This window comes from Amycolatopsis sp. (genome assembly GCF_036008905.1).
Classification (GTDB): Bacteria; Actinomycetota; Actinomycetes; order Mycobacteriales; family Pseudonocardiaceae; genus Amycolatopsis.
The window spans coordinates 1-19,051 of the sequence record NZ_DASYMU010000017.1 but is presented as its reverse complement, the minus strand read 5'-3'; the positions used below and the strand labels follow the sequence as shown (position 1 = coordinate 19,051).

The window sequence follows — 19,051 nt, the reverse complement described above, 5'->3', positions numbered from 1 at the left end:
GCTACATTAATGAGGCAGAACATCCTTGAGATTGTGAGACCCGTGATCACCTACGACAAGCTCTACCTCGGTGGCCGCTGGATCGCCCCGGCCAACCCCGAACTGCTCGAAATCCGCTCGCCGCACGACCGCCGCCTGCTCGGGCTCGCCGCGCAGGGCAGCCCCGCCGACATCGACCTGGCCGTGGCCGCCGCCCGCGAAGCCTTCGACCACGGTCGCTGGCCGCGGATGACGCCGGAAGCGCGCCAAGAGGTCGTCGCCCGTTTCACCAAGCTGCGCGGTGACCGCGCCGAAGACGCCGCCGCGCTCATCAGCGCGGAAAACGGCGCCCCGCTGTGGTTCACGAAGTGGGGCGCGCCCGCGCTCGACCGGCAGGCCGAGGCTTATCTGGACGCGGCGAAGAACTTCGGCTGGGAGGAGACGCTTCCGTCGAAGGCCGTTGTGCGCCGGGAACCGATCGGTGTGGTCGCCCCGGTGATCCCGTGGAACTCGCCGTACATGGCGGCGACGGTCAAGATGATCCCGGCGCTGCTCGCCGGGTGCACGGTCGTGCTCAAGGCGTCCCCCGAGAACTCCCTGAGCATCCTGCGCCTGGCCGAATCCTTCACCGAGGCGGGATTCCCCGAAGGCGTCGTCAGCATCATCCCGGCCGACCGGGAAACCAGCGAGCACCTCGTCGCCCACCCGGGCGTCGACAAGATCGCCTTCACCGGTTCCACCGCCGCCGGACGCCGCATCGCCTCCATCGCCGGTGAGCAGCTCAAGCGCGTCAGCCTGGAACTGGGCGGGAAATCCGCCTCGATCATCCTTGAGGACGCCGACCTCGCCGCGGTCACCGAAGGACTGAAGTTCGCGTCCTTCGCGAACAACGCCGAGAACTGCCAGGCCCACACCCGTATCCTCGCGCCCCGCAGCCGCTACGACGAGATCGTCGACGCGCTGAAGACCCTCGTCGAGAGCTTCAAGGTGGGCGACCCAGCCGATCCCGAGACGTTCATCGGCCCGATGATCCGCGCCGACCAGCAACAGCGCGTCCAGAACTACATCCGGCTCGGCATCGACGAAGGCGCGCGCCTGGTCACCGGCGGCCCGGAAACCCCCGAAGGCCTCGACGGCGGCTTCTACGTCAAGCCGACGCTGTTCGCCGACGTCGACAACAAGATGCGCATCGCCCAGGAGGAGATCTTCGGCCCGGTGGTCGTGGTGATCCCGTACGAGGACGAAGACGACGCCGTCCGCATCGCGAACGACTCGCCTTACGGACTCGGCGGCGGGGTCTGGACCACCGACGCCGACCACGGTTTGGAGATCGCGCGCCGCATGGCGACCGGCGGCGTCCGGATCAATGCCGCGCCCCCGGTCTTCGACGGCCCGTTCGGCGGTTACAAGGCCAGCGGCATCGGCCGGGAAAACGGCACGGTCGGGCTGACCGAGTACGTCGAGCACAAGACGATCGCCGTCTGATGGCAGGGGAAACCCTCGCGACACGACTGGCGGAGTGGGTCGTCGCGCTGGACTACGAGCACCTGCCGCCGCGCGCGATCGAGATGGCGAAACTCCTTGTGCTGGACCAACTGGGCCTGCAGCTGCGCGGCTCGACGCTGGCTTCCGTGCAGCCGCCGCGACGACTGGTCGAGGCGATGGGCGCGGCGCCGCAGAGCACGCTCGTGCGCTCCGCAACGCGGACGGCCGCGCCCTATGCCGCCTACGTCAATGGCACCTTGGCCAGCAGCATCGAGTTCGACGACGCGCACGTGGCCGCTTGGCACGTCGGTTCGTACGTCGTGCCGAGCGCGCTCGCTTTCGGGGAGCTGACGGGCGCGTCCGGCCGCGAGGTGATCACGGCTATCGCCGCCGGGGCACAGGTGATGGCGTTGCTGGGCGCCGAAACCCGGCCCGCGATGCTGCGCGACGGCTGGCATGGCGCGAAGATCCTCGGCACGTTCGGCGCGGCGGCCGTCGCGGGCAAACTGCTCGGGCTCACCGCCGGCCGGCTCGCCCACGCCTTCGGCATCGCCGGCAGTGACGCCGGCGGCACCATGGAATACGAGGCGAGCGGCGGCGAGGTCAAGCGGCTGCACGCCGGTTCCGCCGGCCGCACCGGATCCCAGGCGGCGCTGCTGGCGAAAGACGGTTTCACCGGTCCGCTGACAATCTTCGAGGGCGAGCGGGGTCTGTTCCGTTTGTTCGGCGACACACGCGAGGTCTCGGGCTTCGATGGGCTGTGGGACCACTTCCACCTCGTCGACACGATGTTCCGGCTCTACCCGGTGGTCGGAACCGCGGCGCCGGTGCTGGACGCGGTGCGCCAGGTGTGGAACGCGGAGCTGAACTGGCGGGACGCCGAAGAGATCCGGCTCGGGCTGCCCGCGTACGCCATCGGGCACGGCGCGGCCGTCACCCGCCCGGCGAACACGGTGTCGGCCCAGTTCAGTACCGCGTTCAGTGTCGCGCTGATGCTGGTGCGCGGCCGCAACCGTCCCGAGGACTACTCGAATCCCGTGCTGTGGACCGACGCCGACCTGCTGTCCGTGGTCGACAGGATCGTGCCGTACGCCCATGTTTTCGTCCCCGAGCAACCGACGTTGAGCTGTCGGCTCGACATCACGCTCACGGACGGACGCGTGCTTTCCCATACCCAGCGGGGTTTTCGCGGGCACCCGGACAATCCCGATACCGACGACCACGACGTCGAGACCAAGTTCCTCGACAACGTCGACGGCGTGGTCGAGCCATCCGTGGCGCGGGAGATCGTCGAGCTGGCCGGTGCGCTCGACAAGCTCGACGACGTCACCGGCCTGATGCGACTCACAGCCGAGTCTGGCCACCGTTGATCTCGTAGACCGACCCGGTGGCTCGTGAGTGGCTACGAGTGTTAGAACACTTGTTGCCACTCACGAGCCACCTGGCCGCTGTCTTGAGCTCCGAAGGATTTCGGGTAGCCCAGGTAGGCATCTCTACCTGCGGAAACGTTAGAGCGGTACTCCTGAACTCTTGCCTGATCCTCTCGTTGCCGCGAGCATCGGGGCATGCTTCAATGCGCTCATGGGTCTTGATGAGCTGCGTACCCTGCTCGCCCGGCATGCCCGCCCCGACGCGACCACCGCCATCGACGGTGTCCTGATCTCGAAGGTCGAGCACGCGGCCCCGCCGTCGCCGTCGATGTCGGGCACGGTGATGGCGCTCATCGCGCAGGGCGCGAAACACATCGCGCTGGGTGACCGCGTGTACGAGTACCGCGCCGGCCAGTACCTCATCGCCTCGGTCGACCTGCCGATCACCGGCCATTACGTCGACACCGGTCCCGGGCGGCCGGCCGTGGGCTTCGGCCTGACCCTGCATCCGGCCACCGTCGCCGAGTTGCTGCTGCAGGCGGCCCCCGGAGACCTCGTGTCCGGCGGTGGCACGCCGTCCGGCATGGCTGTCAGCACCGCGCCCGCCGAGCTCATCGACGCGGTGACCAGGCTGGTGCGCCTGCTCGACCAGCCACGCGACCGGGCGGTGCTCGCACCGTTGCTCAAACGGGAGATCCTCTGGCGGCTCATCGCCGGCGAGCAGGGCGCGACCGTCCGCCAGCTCGGCCTCGCCGACAGCAGCCTCGCCCATATCGCGCGGTCGGTCCGGTGGATCCGCGACCACTACACGAAGTCGTTCCGCGTCGAGGACGTGGCGCAGCTGTCCGGCATGAGCGTGTCCGCGTTCTACCGCAACTTCCAAGCGGTCACCGCGATGAGCCCGATCCAGTTCCAGAAGCAGATCCGGCTGCAGCAGGCGCGCCTCCTGCTCGCCACCCATCCCAACGACGTCACCGACGTCGGCATCCGCGTCGGCTATGACAGCCCGTCACAGTTCAGCCGTGAGTACCGCCGTCAGTTCGGCGCGCCGCCCAGCCAGGACGCCACCCGCCTGCGCGGGTTGACGCCCGACCCAGCCCTGGCCTGATCGTTTGAGGACGTCGCCGGAAGATCAGTGCAGTGCGCGTCGCAGGAGGGCTTCGGAGGCTGACAAGAAACGATCGACATAGGCGTCGTCGATGCCTTCTGTCGGCAGGATCGGCTGGGCCTGGTGACCGAACATGAGGCCGCGGTTGTTGTCGAGTTCCGCCGCGAACAGGAGCGGCACGATGCGCTTCGCATAGGTTTCGGGTGACTGCATGAACAAGCCGACGGCACCCTCCACTAGTTTGTGAGTGACGCTGCCGTCGCCGAGTAAGTTGCTTCGGATACCGGTTTTGATGAGGTAGGGGCCCAAGCCGAAGAATGCCGGACCGGGGAACCTGTCCTTCGCCCCGAGGACGAGGATCTCGTTCCCGGCGATGGTGTTGGCGTGCGCCGCCAACGATTTGTAGCTTCGCTCGGAGTTGAGGTCGTCAGGGTCGCCGATCGCTCCCGTGCCGGGTGAGCCCATGACGAAAACGCGAGGCCGGGGTGCGCCGTCCTGACGTCCTGATCCCAGTTTGGGGCTGAGACCCTGCAGTATCGCGAGGCGGCTCAGGTAACTGATGGCCACATCACGCTCGACGTGCTCGGGTGTCTCTTCGCGCGTCTTGGCCGCGATGATTCCCGCGGTGAAGAGCACCACGTCATAGGATTCCGAGGGGAGTTCGCGCCCCAACCTGGCGGATTCGTCCATTGAGGACAGATCGGCGGCCACAAAGGTCAGCCGGGGATCGGGGGCGTCGCGAAACGTCCGCCCGACCACTGTCACCTCAGCACCTCGCGCCAAGGCCTGCCGGGCGATCGCTTGGCCGAGGCCGTTGGTCCCGCCGATGATCGCGATCTTCTTCGACGAGAGGTCGAGCTGTCCGATCGGCGTCGGCCGGAGAGTCACCCGCCGATCCGGAATCCCCTTCGCCGAGGTCTTCTTCCGCTGGGAGGTTCGGGAATCACTGGGAGTCGAGTTCTTCGCGGCGTTCACGGTTGTTCCTTTCGACGCCATGTCACGGTGTCTGGTCTTGTTCACTGGGGCGCTGCGAGCAGCTCTCGCACGCGGGGGATCACTTCACGTCCGTAGAGCTCGATCGTCGCCATCCGTTGTTCGTGGGGGACTCGCCCGACGGCGTAGGCGAGGTCGAATCGGCTGAGCTTGAGCAACCGGACAGCCGCCGCCAATTTGGTCGCCACGGTTTCCGGCGATCCGACGAACAGTGCCCCCGTGGCGATCTCGGCCTGGAATTTCTTCATCGTCGGGGGTGCCCAGCCGCGCTCGCGCGACGCTGATTCGAACATCTCCGCCCAGTGCGGCCATTGGATGTCGACAGCCTCTTCGTCGGTCTTGCCCACGTATCCGAGCGAGTGCATGCCGACGGGGAGCAGCGGGTGGCCGTGTTCTTCGAGGGCGCGTTCGTAGAGGTCTACGTAGGGCGCGAACCGGCTCGGTGGTCCGCCGATCACGGCCAGCATCAGCGGCAGGCCGTAGCGGGCGGTCCGGATGACCGATTCCGGGCTTCCACCGACACCCACCCACGTGGGGAGATGGCCTTCGGGAAGGGGAGGGCTCACGTACTGGTCGGTGAGCGGAGACCGGACCGTGCCGGACCAGGTGACCGGCTGGTTCCGGGTCAGGCGCAGGAGAAGGTCGAGTTTCTCCTCGAAAAGTGTTTCGTAGTCGGCGAGATCGAAGCCGAACAGCGGGAACGAGTCGGTCAGCGAGCCGCGGCCCACGATGAGCTGGGCGCGGCCGTCGGACACCGCGTCGAGGGTCGCGAATTCGGTGTACACCCGGACCGGATCCTGCGTGCTCAGTACCGTCACGGCCGTGCCGAGGCGGATGCGCTCGGTTCGGCCCGCGATCGCCGCCAGGATCACGTGGCCCGCGGAGTCCATGAAGTCGGGCCGGTAGTGCTCGGCGATGTTGAAGGAGTCGATCCCGACGCTGTCGGCCAAGACGGCCTCTTCGATCGTGTTGCGGATGACGACATCGCCGTCGACCGGCTGCCCGGACTTGTCGACGCTCACGTAGGCGGGCGAATCCAGGCCGAATTCGAAGTCCTGCACTTCCATTGCCGTTCCCTGTCTGTCTTGGCCTCGCGGTCGGCCACGAGGTGAGTTACTTCTAGTTACTGGTGTACTCTGTAGTAACCGGTAACTTCAACCGAGCCTTAGGTCACCTCGCGGTAACCAGGCAGAGGAGAGCCCATGTCCCATGCGAAACGAGTGACCGAGACCCTTCGCTCGATGGGGCGAATATGCATTGAGCACGACCCCGAAGTCTTTCGATCGGTGCTGGAACGCATCGGTGACAAGTGGAGCCTCCTGTTGATCGGAATGCTCCAGGGCGGCCCGATGCGGTTCACCGAGCTGCTCCGCACGACCCCGGGGATCTCGCGAAGGATGCTGACGATTACGTTGCGGGCACTCGAGCGCGATGGCCTCGTCGACCGCACGATCTACGCGGAGGTACCGCCTCGCGTCGAATATCGGGTGACGGAACTCGGGCTCTCACTCTCGGAGCCCGTTTTGCGGCTGGCGATGTGGGCAGCCGACCATCAGTCGGCGATCATCGCCAACCGCACCGCCTTCGACGCGGACGCCCAGGAGTAAGACCGCGCCAACGGGCTTATCGCCCCGGCCGGTGACCCCGGGGTGACGGGGTGACGGGGTGACGTCAGGATCGCGCCGCGGCAACGGGTGGAGTGGTGGCCGCGCGGTCCATGACGGGCACGCGGCGGCGACGGGTGCGAGGGAGTCCATGGCGGCTTTTGCATTGCCAAGGCTGCTGATCGGCATCCTGCATTCAAGGAAGTCCGACCGGGATTTAGGTGTCTTTGGCACTTCTCTCGAGGTATACGGCGAGGTTCGCCAACGAGGAGGTCAGCCCTTCAGCGTGATCCTCGGCGGAGATACCGTCGGGGACGTCGTCGGCACGGATCTCCACCCGCGTACCGGAATCGACGGCGGTGACCTCCCAGGTCATGGTCATCGTGCCGGCGTAGGCGGGGTCGTCGGAGACGAATTCGACCGCCTGCACCACACGTACGCCGGGGACGATGTCGACGAATCGTGCTTCGACGACGTCGGAGTCGGGCGTGGCTTTGCCGGGTGAACTCGACGCGTCCGCGTAGGTCAGGATCAGCCGGTACGACCCTCCCGGGCGCGCGTCGAATCGGTCGAACCGGCCGCTCATCCCCGCGGGTGGCAGCCAGGTTTTGAGCGCGTCCGGGTCGACGAGGGCGGCGTACACGCGTTCCGGCGGGGCGGCGATCACCCGAGATCCGCTGTCGGTCCGTGGCATGGCGCCATGCTAGTGCGCCTAAACAAGCCTCGGGGAGCTTTCGCGGGCCTCCCCGAGGCTCGGTCGTCCTGGCTCAGCCCGAGTGGTCGGCCCACCAGCGGCGGCCCTCGTCGGGCAGCGTGGACATCGGGTCGTAGTACGGGTAGCGCTCCTGGAGAGCCTCGGCCTGGTCGGCGATGTTCTCCCGGTCGACGCTGGTCAGGTAGTTCTTCGTCCAGTACGAGATGCCCTTGACCCGGTCGTACTCCGCGAGCTGGTGCACCCAGCGTTTGCCGACATACGGCACGTCGCACACGATCCGCGGCGTCGCGTACCCGGGCAGGTAGCCCATGATCGCGTGCTGCAGCTCCTGCGCTTCCCACACCGCGACCCGCCAATGCTCGGCGTTCGGGATCATGTCGCACAGATAGAAGTAGTACGGCAGGATGTTCGCCTCGCCCTGCAGCGCGAAGCACAAGTCGAGCAGCTCGGCGGGGGAGTCGTTCACTCCGCGCATCAGCACGCCCTGGTTGCGGACGTCGCGGATGCCGACGTCGAGCGCGGTGCGGGCGGCTTCGGCGACCAGCGGGGTCACCGACTGCGCGTGGTTGACGTGGGTGTGGATCGCCAGGTTGACCCCGCGGCGCTGCGCGGTGACGGCGACGCGCTCCAGGCCCTCGACGACCTTCGGCTGCAACCAGTGCTGCGGCAGCCCGGCCAGCGCCTTCGTCGCGAGCCGGATGTCGCGCACGGACTCGATGTCCATGAGCCGCATGAGAAACGACTCGAGCTGCGGCCACGGCACGTTCGCCACGTCGCCGCCGGAGACCACGACGTCGCGCACGCCCGGGGTGCGCTTGAGGTAGTCGATCATCGCGTCCTGCCGGTCGACCGGCTTGAGCTCTAGCTTGTGCTTGTCCACCTGCGGGGTCGAATTCCCGACCAGGTCCATCCGGGTGCAGTGCCCGCAGTACTGGGGGCAGGTGGAGATCAGCTCGGCGAGCACCTTGGTCGGGTACCGGTGGGTGAGGCCCTCGGCGACCCACATCTCCGCCTCGTGCAGCGAGTCGCGCTCGGAGTGCGGGTGGCTCGGCGCGACCGGGTCGCGGTCGCTCTTGACCGGCATCATGTAGCGCCGGATCGGGTCCGCGTAGAAGGCGTCGGTCACGTCGGTGCGGACGTCGGGCGCCATGGTGTTGAGCATCTGTGGCGGCAGCAGCATCGACATGGTGGCCATGTCGCGCTGGTCGGCGGCGAGGTCGTCGTAGAAGCGGTCCTCGAGCAGGTCGCCCATGAGCGCACGGAGCTGCTTGATGTTGCGGACGCAGTGCACCCGCTGCCACTGCGCGTCGCGCCACTGGGCGTCGGTGACGTCACGCCATCCGGGGAAACGACGCCAGTCGGGCTCGACCAACTCCGATCGGGAGTAGTCGTACGGCTGCTCGAACGTGTCCGCGACAGGCGAGACAGGTTCCTGGATCACAGTCATCTGTACTCCTCAGGGTCAGGAAGTCGTGAAAATATCCTGCCACATCGCATGGACGGCGTAAATATTGTTGTTTTCGACGTTACCTGGCACAGTCTTTATTAACACCAGGGTCGCCCCGCACTCCGGCGGCCGGAGGGCACGGAGCAGACTCGGGACGTGCTTGATTCACAAAAGACCACGCTGCTGCTGGGCGGCCGTATCCACTCACCGAACTCGTCCGACGCCACCGCGCTCGCCGTCACCGGCGGCACCGTGGTCTGGGTCGGCCAGGACGGCCCCGCCAAGGCGCTGCACCCCGGCGCCGAGATCGTCGAGCTCGACGGTGCCTTCGTCACTCCTGGGTTCGTCGACGCGCACGTCCACGCCACCGCGACCGGGCTGCACCTGACCGGGCTCGACCTCACGACCGTCCGCGACGCCACCGAACTGCTCGCCGCCGTCCGCGACGCCGTCCGCCCGGGCGAGGTGCTCATCGCCCACGGCTGGGACGAATCACAATGGACCGCGCCGCGCCTGCCCAGCCGGATCGAACTCGACGCGGCTGCCCAAGGCGCCGCGGTGTACCTCAGCCGCGTCGACGTCCATTCCGCGCTGGTGTCGAGCGCCCTGGTCGAGCTGACCCCGGAAGCCCGCGGCGTCGACGGCTGGTCCGAGGACGGCCCCCTGACCCGCGACGCCCACCACCGCGTCCGCGCCGCCGTCCGCCAGGCCGTCACCCCCGCCCAGCGCCGCCGCGCCCAGGAAGCGTTCCTGGCCACCGCCGCCGCTCGCGGGATCGTCAGCGTCCACGAATGCGGCGGCCCCGACATCTCCGGCGAGCAGGACCTCCGCGACCTGCTCACCCTCGCCGACGCCCCCACCAGCCCCGAAGTCATCGGCTACTGGGGTGAGCTCGGCGCTGTCGACACCGCTCGCAGCCTCGGCGTCCGCGGCCTCGCCGGAGACCTCTTCGCCGACGGCGCGCTGGGCTCCCACACCGCCGCCCTGCGCGCGCCCTACACCGACGAACCCGGCACCTCGGGCGCCTCCTACCTCGACGCCACCGCCATCGCCGACCACGTCATCGCCTGCACTGAAGCCGAACTGCAGGCCGGTTTCCACGTCATCGGCGACGCCGCGGTCACCGAAGTCGTCGAGGGCTTCCGGCTCGCCGAGAAAACCTGCGGCCGCCGCGCGATCGCCGCGCGCCACCACCGCCTCGAACACCTCGAGATGGTCGACACCGAGCAGGCGAAAGCGTTGGCAGGCTGGGGCGTCGCGGCCTCCATGCAGCCACAGTTCGACGCCGCTTGGGGCGGCACCGACGGGATGTACGCCGCCCGCCTCGGCGACCGCGCACCCGGCCTGAACCCGTTCTCGATGCTCGCCTCCGAAGGCGTGCTCCTCGCGTTCGGCTCAGACTCCCCGGTCACCCCGCTCGACCCGTGGGCCTCGGTCCGCGCCGGCACCTACCACCGCACACCGGGCTCCGGCCTGTCCGCGCGAGCGTCCTTCACCGCCCACACTCGCGGCGGACACCGCGCCGCCGGCGTCTCCGACGGCATCACCGGCAACCTCGTCCCTGGCGCCCCCGCGCACTACGCGATCTGGGAAGCCGCCGACCTCGTCGTGGCGACCTCGGACTCCCGCGTCCAGCGCTGGTCCACCGACCCCCGCTCCGGCGTGCCCGCCCTCCCGGCCCTCGGCCCCGGCGCAGACCTCCCGCGCTGCCTGCGCACCGTCCGCTCCGGCCACGTCCTCTACGACACCTTCACCTGAGCCCGCGAGACGCTATGAACGGACCGTTCCTCTCAAGAAACGCCAGGAACGGTCCGTTCATAGCGCTCCGCACGGCCGCCCGTGCCCCGAAAAGTGGCGTGAATGCCACTCCGGGGACCCAGGCGGCCCGACGGCGACTTCACCCGCGTCGCTTAAGGTCACCTTGTGTCCACCACCGCTGTCGACGAGGCGTCCGCGGCGCCTGAAGAACCCCCGCGCCGACGACGGTTCTCGCGCGCCTGGCTACTGCGATTCGCCGCGTCCGGGGTATCGGGTTTCGGCCTGTACCTGAGCTTCGCGCCGCGTCCGCTGTGGTGGCTCGCGCCGCTGGCGTTCACCGGGCTCGCCCTCGTGCTGCGCGGCCGCAGCTTCCGCGGGGCGTTCGGGTACGGCTACGTCTTCGGTGTCGCGTTCTTCCTCCCGCTGCTCACCTGGCTGCAGGCGTTCCTCGGCCCCAGCTTCGGCCCGTGGCCCTGGCTCGGGCTCTCCGCCGTACTGGCGCTCTACCTCGCGCTCGTCGCCGGGCTGATCACACTGGTGACCCGCCTGCCACTGGCCCCAGTGTGGGCGGCGCTGCTCGTCATCGCCGCGGAGACACCGCGCGCCTGGTTCCCGCTCGGCGGTTTCCCCTGGGGCCGCGTCGCGTTCAGCCAGCCCGAAGGCGCCTTCCTGCCCCTCGCCTCGGTAGGCGGCGCGCCGCTCGTCGGGTTCGCCGTGGTCCTGACCGGCTTCGGGATAGCCGCGCTCATCCGCACAGTGTTCATTCAAAAAGGCCGCACCCGCGAATGGCGCCGCCTCGCCGTCCCGCTCGCGGCAGCGCTGGTCCCCGCCATCGCCGGCCTCGCCCTCTGGCCCACCATCGGCACCGAAGCGCAAGACGGCACCTTGACCGTCGCCGCTGTCCAGGGCAACGCCCCCGACGTCGGCATCGCGCTCGAAGGCATGCGCGGGGTCCTGCGCGCCAACCACCTCGCCGAAAGCCAGGTCCTGCTCACCGACATCCGCGCCGGCCGCGTCCCCAAGCCCGACCTCCTCATCTGGCCCGAGACGGCGACGGCGCTGCGCGGCGACGACCCCGGCATCGACCAGATGGTCGCGAGCTTCGGCATCCCCGCGATCATCGGCGCGCAGACCTGGCGCCCGGACGGTGGCGTCCAGAACTCCGCGATCGCGTGGGACCCGGTCACCGGCCCCGGCAAGGAGTACAACAAGAGCCAGCTCGTCCCGTTCGGCGAGTACGTCCCCGCCCGCGACCTCGCCCGCCTGGTCACCCCGTTCGTCGACGACACGAGCGACATGACCCCCGGCGACCGCACCAACGCCGCGCTCGACGTCGCGGGCACCAAAGTCGGCGTGTTCATCTGTTACGAGGCCGCGTTCGACCACCCCGCCCGCGACGCCGTCGCCCAGGGCGCCGAACTGCTCGTCGTGCCCACCAACAACGCCTGGTACGGCCCGGGGGAGATGAGCTACCAGCAGCTCGCGATGTCCAGGCTGCGTGCGGTGGAACACGGCCGGGCCGTGGTGGTCTCGGCTACCAGTGGGGTGAGTGCCATCGTCAGGCCGGACGGTACGATCGCCAGGTCGACAGGTCTTTTCACGGCCGCGTCACTGGTCGAAAGCGTGCCGCTGAGGCAAACGACTACGCTATCGGATCGACTCGGTGTGTGGACGGAGTACGGACTGGTCGGGGCGGCGCTCGCAGGGCTGCTGGCCGGGGTCGTGCTCCGTTTTCGCACTCGGCGCACGGCCACCGAGATAGCACGATCGCAAGCGCCGGGATAGAGACCCGGCGCCGAGGGAGGACAACGGATGGCGCTGACGTCCCGCCAGGCCCAGGGGATCGACCCGGTGCTGGTGGTGATCCCGACCTACAACGAACGGGAGAACCTCGGCCCGATCGTGAAGCGGTTGCATACGGCGCTTCCCAAGGTCCATGTGCTCGTCGTCGACGACGGAAGCCCGGACGGCACCGGCGAACTCGCCGACGAGCTGTCCGACGCGGACGAGCGCGTCAACGTCATGCACCGCACGGAGAAGGCCGGGCTGGGCGCGGCGTATGTCGCGGGCTTCCGCTGGGCGCTGGAGCGGGACTACGCCACCATCGTCGAGATGGACGCGGACGGCTCCCACGGTCCCGAGGACCTGCCTCGGATGCTCGAAGCCCTCGAAGACGCCGATCTGGTCGTCGGCTCGCGGTACGTGCCGGGCGGCAGCGTCGTCAACTGGCCCAAGCGCCGGGAGCTGCTCTCCCGCGGCGGAAACCTCTATTCACGGGTCGCGCTCGGGGTGAAGGTCAACGACATCACCGCGGGGTTCCGGGCCTACCGGCGTGAGGTGCTGGGCAAGCTCGATCTCGACGCGATCGCGTCGCACGGCTACTGCTTCCAGATCGACCTGACCTGGCGCACCGACGAGGCCGGGTTCGAAATCGTCGAGGTCCCGATCACCTTCACCGAGCGCGCGATCGGAGAGTCGAAGATGAGCGGCTCCATCGTGCGCGAAGCCGTGATCCGGGTCGGCAGCTGGGGAGTGAAGCGCCGCTGGCAGCAGCTGCGCAGCCTGGTCAAGAAAACCTCCTGAGAAAGACGGCTCTTGCAGACCATGGGCAACACCGTGAGCGTTGACGACTCCGTCCCGCGTCCGGCCCCGAAGACCTCTCCCTGGTCCCGCGTCCGCAACGCGGTGACCGCCTTGTACCCCGTTCCCGAACCGTCCCGGACGCCCCGCGGGCGGATGGTCGCCTGGTATCTCGCGGGATTCGCCGCGGCAGTGGCGTACCTGCTGCTGATCCCGGCCGGCCGCTCCCGCGTCGACCACATCTGGGCCGAGGACGGTGCCCGCTTCCTCCTCGACGGCGAAACCCTGCCGCTGTGGCGCGCGCTCATCGAGCCCTACGTGGATTCGGGATATCTCCACACGATCCCGAGGCTCGGCGCCGAGCTGGCCGCACAGCTCCCGCTGAGCTGGGCGGCAGCCAGCATCGCGGTCACCGCCGCCGTGCTGCGGGCGGGAGTGGCGCTGCTGGTGTTCACCGCTTCGGGCGGGGTGCTGCGCTCACGGACGCTGCGGGTGGCGCTCGCCGTTCTCGTCGTCGTCGCGCCCGTGACCAACGCCGAAGCCATCAACAACCTGGCCAACCTCCACTGGTTCGTCTTCTTCGGCGCGTTCTGGCTGATGTGGTGGCGCCCGGTGGCGCGCTGGCAGACAGCGCTCGTCACGGTGGTGTTGTTCCTGGCGGTGACGTCCAGCGCGCTGGTGGTGCTGCTGGCCCCGCTGGCGCTGGCCCGGTTCGCGCTGCCCGACCGGCGCCAGTGGATCCCCTCCATCGGCTACTTCGCCGGCCTGGTCATCCAGGGCGTCACGATGCTGAGGACGCCCCGCGTGGCACATTTCGACATGCCCGTCGATCTGCGGACCGCCGCGCTGAGCGCGTTGTCGCGGGTCCCGCTGGTGACGTTCACCGGTTCCGAGGACGTGGCGCGGTTCTACGAGGCGTTCGGCTATGGGCCGTTCCTCGGTGCGCTGGCGGTCGTCGCGGCACTGGCTGTGGTGGCGCTCCGGTGGGGCGGTGCTCCGCGCATCGTGTTCGTGACCGTGACACTCGGGTACGCCGCGCTGTCGCTGTGGTTCTCGCTGTCGCAGAACTGGCACTGGTCACCTGAGCTGCTCCAGCCCGGCGTCGTGCTCGACGGGCAGCGCTACAGCGTGGTTCCGTGCCTGATGCTGCTCGCCGTGATGGCGATCGGCCTGGACCGGATCCCGAAACCGGGCTTGCGGCGCGCGGGCATGGTCGTCATGGCCGTGGTACTGCTGACCGGCGTCGTGCGCCAGCTGCCGATGTCCTCGGGGCGGCTCACCGGCGTCCCCTGGGATCAGTCGGTCGTCACCGCGAAGCTGGAGTGCGCCCGAGGCGCGTCGATCGGCGTCCTGCAGCTCGAGCCCACCGTCCCGGACAACTGGGTCGTCAAGCTTCCCTGCCAGTACGTGGGCTGACCGACAAACACGAGAAAGCCCCCCGTGACTTCGCGGGGGGCTTTCCTTGTTAGTGGTGGGAGCTAGCTACCAGGTGGCTGTTGCCACTCAGGCCGAGCGCGAGGTCCGGCGACCCTTGAGCTCGGCGAGACGTTCGTTGAGCAGGTCCTCGAGTTCCGGGATGGAACGCCGCTCCAGCAGCATGTCCCAGTGGGTCCTCGGGGGCTTGACCTTCTTCTGCTCGGGCGCTCCGCCGTCTACGATCTCGGACTCGCTGCCGTGCAAGCGGCATTCCCAGACCGAGGGGATCTCGGCGTCGTCTGAGAACGGCACCTCGAACTCGTGGTTCTTGGGGCACGCGTAGCGCACGGTGCGCCGCGGCGCGAGGTCGTGATTGCGGTCTGTCTCGTAGCTGACCGCTCCCAGCCGGCTTCCACGGAGTACACGGTCGGCCATGATGGGGTCCTTTCAGTCGGCTCCGGTTAGAGCCTTGGCGGTGCTCACCCTATGCAACGAGCGGATGGCCCGAGAGATTCCCGGACTCTCATGTCGTCGCTCACGATGAGCTGCGTCACCCGTCGGCAACAGCTTCCTACAGTGGGAGTGATTTCGTGCGGTGACGTGACGCGCATAGTGCGTTCTTCATGGTGATATCCCCCATACGGGCTATTTCTGACCCTAATCAGGTCAGCTGGAGCTGACCGTGCTGAGCCGTCGAGGGACCAAGATCTCCAAGGCGAAAGTGCCGCCGACATAGTACCTGATAACGGACGGTAGTAATTTCAGCATCTGTGGGTGAATATTCAACCGCGGGTGCTTCGGTATCGGCCACGACAACGGTGTCACCCGCACGCAGAACAACACCGTCACTCACCCGGGCATTGAACCGCCCGGCCAAACCGCACCAGCACAACACCTCCACCTGAACCGGCTGCAACTCGTCGGCCACCTCGAACAACCGCCGTGCACCCGGGAACAACCTGCTCAGGAAATCCGTCGCGATCCCGAAGCAGTAGACGTCGATCTGCACCTCATCGGCCAGCTCGGCGAGCTGGTCGACCTGCTCGGGGGAGAGGAACTGCGCCTCGTCCACCACGATGTAGTCGACGTGGAGCCCCTTCGACCACTGCTCCCGCACCAGCTGCCGGATATCGGTGGCCGCGCCCACCTCCGTCGCCTGGCGCGTGATCCCGATCCGGCTGCTGATCTGCGGCGCACCCGACCGGTCGTGCCGCACCAGCACCAGGCCCCGGCGCCCCTGGCGAGAGTGGTTGTGGTCGATCTGCAGCGCGAGCGTCGACTTCCCGCAGTCCATCGGGCCGTAGCAGAACTTCAGCTTCCCAACGACCGGGGCGGTGCGTCGCGATCCCACCACCGGCACCGATGACAACGCATCGGTCGGGTCGGATTCGCTCTCCTTGAGGACAGTCACGAAAATCAACCCTATCGGGCCGTCACAGCAGCGCCGGCGGCCGGTTCCCGGCCGCCTCGATCGCGCGGCGCACCGGCACCATCCAGGTCAGCACGAAACCGGCGATGAAGAACACCGTCAACGCGATGATGGCCAAGCGGAAAGACCCCGTCGCCTGCCCGATCCCGGCGAACAGCAGCGGACCGAGCCACGACGTCCCGCGCTCCCCGACGGTGTAGAGCGAGTAGTACTGCGCCTCCTTGCCCACCGGGATCATCTGGCTGTACAACGACCGGGACAACGCGTTCGTGCCCCCGAGCACCAGCCCGATCCCGACCGCCACCGCGTAGAACTGCAGCTGCTGCCCGGCCTCGATGAAGAACGCCGACCCGATGACGAGCACCCACACGGCCAGGCTGCCGAGGATCGTCTTCTTCGCCCCGATCCGCTTCGCCACCATCCCGTGCAGCACGCCGCCGAAGTACGCGACGAACTGGATCACCAGGATCGTCACGATCAGGACCTCGTCGGCGAACTTCAGCTCGTCCTTGCCGTACTGCGCCGACACCGTGACCACCGTGTTGATGCCGTCGGTGAAGATCAGGTAGCTCCCCAGGAACGCCAGGGTCAGCGGATACGCCTTCGCCGCCTTCAGCGTCTCCTTCAGCTCCGCGAAACCCGCCGTGACCGCCGCGACGCCCTTCTCGCGCCCGTGTGGCGCCTGGTGCTGATGCAGCCGGCGCAGCGGGATGATCGTGAACAACGCCCACCAGATCCCCGAAGACAGGAAACAGATCCGCACGGCCAGGCTCTGGCTCATGCCCAGGCTGTCGTGACTGAGGTACAACGCGAGCTGCAGCGCCAGCGCCAGCCCGCCACCGAGATACCCGAACGCCCACCCGCGCGCCGACACCGCGTCCCGCTCATCGGGCTCGGCGATATCCGGCAGGAACGAGTAGTAGACGATCAGCGAAGCGCCGTACCCGACGTTCGCCAGCATGAACAGCACCACACCGAGCTGCCAGTTCGACCCCGCGACGAAGAACATCAACGCCGACGCCACCGCGCCCAGCATCGCGAACGACCCTAGGATCAGCTTCTTGCTCTGGCTCCGGTCCGCGATCGCCCCGACGATCGGCAGCACCAGCACCTGGATCACCGTCGCCGCCGACAACAGGTAGCCCCACAGCGACCCCGCCGGGAAATGCAGCCCCAGCAGACTGATGTCGCAGTTCTGCAGCTTGTTCTCGACCCCGTCCGACCCGACACACGGCGCCGGCCCGTTCAACGCCACATTCGCCTTCGCGTCCGCGGCCGCCACCGAGCTCATGTACAGCGCGCCGAACACGGTCGTCACTGAGGAGTAGAAGGGGGAGTTGGCCCAGTCGTAGAAATACCAGCCGCGCTGCTCCCGCTTCCGGTCGCGGGTCTCGACGGTCGTCATGCACGGGCTCCTGATACCTCTGTGGCGAATGGGGCCAGCGGAGACTACTGGGCGTGGCCGCACCGCGGGTAAGTTCCGCGCAAACCTGCCCGTTTACTCCCAAATGTGACACGCCTCAAGAAAGTCACCCCTGACGGGGCGTGTCGCGTTGCACGTATCACCCGTGTGGTGTGTGATGCCGCAGTTTCTCTTGTGGCCTATGGGTCGGTTACTTACTGTGCAGGCATGGTCATTCGAATGCTGGTCAGACTGGTTCTCGTCGCCATCGCCGCGATGGGCCTCCAGCTCGCGACGAGCACAGTGGCCTCCGCCGACCCGGCCGGCACCGCCTGGGCCAAGCTCCGCATGTGCGAATCCAGCGGTCGCTACAACACCAACACCGGTAACGGCTACTACGGCGCCTACCAGTTCGACCTGCCCACCTGGCGCAGCGTCGGCGGCGCCGGACGCCCCGACCAGGCCAGCCCCCGCGAACAGGACCACCGCGCCCTCTACCTCTACCGCATGCGCGGCTGGCAGCCCTGGGAATGCGCCGGCAAGCTCGGCCTGAAGGCCGACGCCGACGCCCGCAGCAAGCGCACCCCCAGCTACGACGAATCCGCCTACATCGGCGGCGGAGGCACCATCCCGTCACCGCCCGTCGGCGCCCCCGGACCCAAACCCGCCTGGCCCGGCGTCGTCTACGACTTCGGCGACTGCGCGGAACCGCTCAAGGCGTTCCAGCTCCGGATGAACGCCTTCGGCTACGGCTTCACCGGCACCGGCTGCTACCTCGACAAGACGAGGACAGCCGTACTCGACCTCCAGCGCGCCAACGGCATCAAGGACTCCGGCCTGCTCGGCCCGAAGACCTGGGAAGCCGCCTGGAGCGGGAAAGCGCCCCGCTGAACTCCGCCATCTGTCGACAGGTGGCGATGTCTTAGCTTCTAAGAGATCACGTGATGTCGACATCTCGTGGGCCTGTGAGGATCAGCCGCAGCTCGTCGGCTGGCCGGGCGGGGGAACGAAACGAACGCCGATGGACCGCATCAACATCGGCATCGAGCGATGCAGCTCCCGCTCCCAGTACGGCCAGCTGTGCGTCCCCGCGCCATAAAGGCACGTCGTGACCTTCGCTCCGACCTCCTTGAGTCGCTCGGCGGTCGCAACCGCCTGAGGACCGAGTGCCTGCTCCCGGATGTCCGGCTCGGTACCCGGCGGTTCGAGCGGCCCCGGCTCACCGTTACCCGCGGACAGGAACACCGGCACACCGCGCAACCTCCCGGCAAGGTCGTACGGATTGTGCGCCGCCCAGACACCGGCGTCCGCGACCGGATCGCCCCACAACGCGTTGGGATCAGCGCCGTACGAAGCCACCAAACCCTGGATCCCGACGGAAGTGGCCACACCCTGGAACCTCGTGTGCACCAGACCGCTGTACGCCGCCACCGACTTGAACATGCCCGGATTCCGCGCCGCGTACGACAATGCGCCGAACCCGCCCATCGACAGCCCCGCGATCGCCCGATCCTGACCGGACCGGTACCGCTGCTCCAGCAACTGCCGCAACTCAGTGAGATGGAACGTCTCCCAAGCCGGACCCGACAGCCAGTTCGAGTAGAACCCGACATCACCGCCCTCGGGCATCACGATCAACGCGTCGAGGTCCTTGGTGTACTTCTCCACATCGCTGTAAGTGGTCCACTCGACCTGGCCGACCGCGACCGTGCAGCAACCGTGGAGCAGATACAGCGTCGGCCACTTCTTCCGCGGATGCGCTGCC

17 protein-coding genes are annotated in these 19,051 nt (G+C 68.0%); 9 read left to right on the top strand and 8 right to left on the bottom strand.

Features of this window, described 5'->3' with window-relative positions; all coding sequences use genetic code 11:
* The first annotated feature begins 42 nt into the window (after window positions 1-42).
* The 3 genes from VGP60_RS03045 (at window position 43) to VGP60_RS03035 (ending at window position 3,942) form a co-directional block, all read left to right on the top strand.
* Entirely contained in the window at window positions 43-1,464 is a 1,422-nt protein-coding gene (locus tag VGP60_RS03045; protein WP_327546347.1) for an aldehyde dehydrogenase, read from the top strand.
* Window positions 1,464-2,834, top strand: a complete 1,371-nt coding sequence (locus VGP60_RS03040; protein WP_327546277.1) for an MmgE/PrpD family protein — start codon at window positions 1,464-1,466, stop codon at window positions 2,832-2,834. The genes VGP60_RS03045 and VGP60_RS03040 overlap by 1 nt, the downstream gene beginning before the upstream one ends.
* A 211-nt stretch (window positions 2,835-3,045) precedes the next feature.
* Window positions 3,046-3,942 (top strand): AraC family transcriptional regulator, encoded by an 897-nt coding sequence (locus tag VGP60_RS03035; RefSeq protein WP_327546276.1) that lies wholly within the window; start codon window positions 3,046-3,048, stop codon window positions 3,940-3,942.
* Window positions 3,943-3,966: 24 nt separating this feature from the next.
* On the opposite strand, the gene VGP60_RS03030 is transcribed toward VGP60_RS03035, so the two are convergent.
* Window positions 3,967-4,917: an SDR family NAD(P)-dependent oxidoreductase gene (locus VGP60_RS03030; RefSeq protein ID WP_327546275.1), complete on the bottom strand. Its 951-nt coding sequence runs from the start codon at window positions 4,915-4,917 to the stop codon at window positions 3,967-3,969.
* A gap of 41 nt (window positions 4,918-4,958) precedes the next feature.
* Window positions 4,959-6,002: an LLM class flavin-dependent oxidoreductase gene (locus tag VGP60_RS03025; RefSeq protein ID WP_327546274.1), complete on the bottom strand. Its 1,044-nt coding sequence runs from the start codon at window positions 6,000-6,002 to the stop codon at window positions 4,959-4,961.
* A gap of 219 nt (window positions 6,003-6,221) precedes the next feature.
* On the opposite strand from VGP60_RS03025, the gene VGP60_RS03020 reads away from it, so the two are divergent.
* Entirely contained in the window at window positions 6,222-6,542 is a 321-nt protein-coding gene (locus VGP60_RS03020; RefSeq protein ID WP_327546273.1) for a helix-turn-helix domain-containing protein, read from the top strand.
* A gap of 214 nt (window positions 6,543-6,756) precedes the next feature.
* On the opposite strand, the gene VGP60_RS03015 is transcribed toward VGP60_RS03020, so the two are convergent.
* Window positions 6,757-7,233, bottom strand: a complete 477-nt coding sequence (locus VGP60_RS03015) for an SRPBCC family protein (protein WP_327546272.1) — start codon at window positions 7,231-7,233, stop codon at window positions 6,757-6,759.
* Window positions 7,234-7,306: 73 nt separating this feature from the next.
* On the bottom strand, window positions 7,307-8,701 hold the full coding sequence (locus VGP60_RS03010) for a lysine 2,3-aminomutase (protein WP_327546271.1): 1,395 nt from the start codon (window positions 8,699-8,701) through the stop codon (window positions 7,307-7,309).
* A gap of 156 nt (window positions 8,702-8,857) precedes the next feature.
* On the opposite strand from VGP60_RS03010, the gene VGP60_RS03005 reads away from it, so the two are divergent.
* The 4 genes from VGP60_RS03005 to VGP60_RS02990 all read left to right on the top strand — a co-directional run bounded on the left by VGP60_RS03005 (window position 8,858) and on the right by VGP60_RS02990 (window position 14,455).
* Complete coding sequence (locus tag VGP60_RS03005) at window positions 8,858-10,459, top strand: amidohydrolase (protein ID WP_327546270.1); 1,602 nt, start codon at window positions 8,858-8,860, stop codon at window positions 10,457-10,459.
* A 165-nt stretch (window positions 10,460-10,624) separates the two neighbouring features.
* Entirely contained in the window at window positions 10,625-12,244 is a 1,620-nt protein-coding gene (gene lnt / locus VGP60_RS03000) for an apolipoprotein N-acyltransferase (protein WP_327546269.1), read from the top strand.
* Between the two features lie 27 nt (window positions 12,245-12,271).
* The gene (locus tag VGP60_RS02995; RefSeq protein WP_327546268.1) at window positions 12,272-13,042 is read left to right on the top strand and encodes a polyprenol monophosphomannose synthase; all 771 of its coding nucleotides are present in this window, start codon (window positions 12,272-12,274) and stop codon (window positions 13,040-13,042) included.
* Window positions 13,043-13,075: 33 nt separating this feature from the next.
* The gene (locus VGP60_RS02990) at window positions 13,076-14,455 is read left to right on the top strand and encodes a hypothetical protein (RefSeq protein WP_327546267.1); all 1,380 of its coding nucleotides are present in this window, start codon (window positions 13,076-13,078) and stop codon (window positions 14,453-14,455) included.
* An 87-nt stretch (window positions 14,456-14,542) separates the two neighbouring features.
* On the opposite strand, the gene VGP60_RS02985 is transcribed toward VGP60_RS02990, so the two are convergent.
* From VGP60_RS02985 to VGP60_RS02975, 3 genes are all read right to left on the bottom strand, one after another.
* A complete protein-coding gene (locus VGP60_RS02985) occupies window positions 14,543-14,890 on the bottom strand; it encodes an RNA polymerase-binding protein RbpA (protein WP_327546266.1) in 348 nt (115 codons plus the stop codon).
* Between the two features lie 226 nt (window positions 14,891-15,116).
* A complete protein-coding gene (locus VGP60_RS02980) occupies window positions 15,117-15,866 on the bottom strand; it encodes a thymidine kinase (RefSeq protein WP_327546265.1) in 750 nt (249 codons plus the stop codon).
* A 22-nt stretch (window positions 15,867-15,888) separates the two neighbouring features.
* A complete protein-coding gene (locus tag VGP60_RS02975; RefSeq protein WP_327546264.1) occupies window positions 15,889-17,289 on the bottom strand; it encodes an MFS transporter in 1,401 nt (466 codons plus the stop codon).
* Between the two features lie 237 nt (window positions 17,290-17,526).
* Here VGP60_RS02975 and VGP60_RS02970 point away from each other — a divergent pair, with 237 nt between their 5' ends.
* Window positions 17,527-18,177 (top strand): transglycosylase family protein, encoded by a 651-nt coding sequence (locus VGP60_RS02970; protein ID WP_327546263.1) that lies wholly within the window; start codon window positions 17,527-17,529, stop codon window positions 18,175-18,177.
* A gap of 81 nt (window positions 18,178-18,258) precedes the next feature.
* Here VGP60_RS02970 and VGP60_RS02965 read toward each other — a convergent pair.
* Window positions 18,259-19,051, bottom strand: a 793-nt coding sequence (locus VGP60_RS02965; RefSeq protein ID WP_327546262.1) for an alpha/beta hydrolase family protein, incomplete at its 5' end; no start/stop codon positions are given.

Coding starts and splice junctions, on each gene's coding strand:
- VGP60_RS03040 (WP_327546277.1), top strand. CDS start 1,464: ATGGCAGGGGAAACCCTCGCGACACGACTGGCGGAGTGGGTCGTCGCG.
- VGP60_RS03035 (WP_327546276.1), top strand. CDS start 3,046: ATGGGTCTTGATGAGCTGCGTACCCTGCTCGCCCGGCATGCCCGCCCC.
- VGP60_RS03025 (WP_327546274.1), bottom strand. CDS start 6,002: ATGGAAGTGCAGGACTTCGAATTCGGCCTGGATTCGCCCGCCTACGTG.
- VGP60_RS03015 (WP_327546272.1), bottom strand. CDS start 7,233: ATGCCACGGACCGACAGCGGATCTCGGGTGATCGCCGCCCCGCCGGAA.
- VGP60_RS03010 (WP_327546271.1), bottom strand. CDS start 8,701: ATGACTGTGATCCAGGAACCTGTCTCGCCTGTCGCGGACACGTTCGAG.
- VGP60_RS02995 (WP_327546268.1), top strand. CDS start 12,272: ATGGCGCTGACGTCCCGCCAGGCCCAGGGGATCGACCCGGTGCTGGTG.
- VGP60_RS02985 (WP_327546266.1), bottom strand. CDS start 14,890: ATGGCCGACCGTGTACTCCGTGGAAGCCGGCTGGGAGCGGTCAGCTAC.
- VGP60_RS02975 (WP_327546264.1), bottom strand. CDS start 17,289: ATGACGACCGTCGAGACCCGCGACCGGAAGCGGGAGCAGCGCGGCTGG.
- VGP60_RS02970 (WP_327546263.1), top strand. CDS start 17,527: ATGCTGGTCAGACTGGTTCTCGTCGCCATCGCCGCGATGGGCCTCCAG.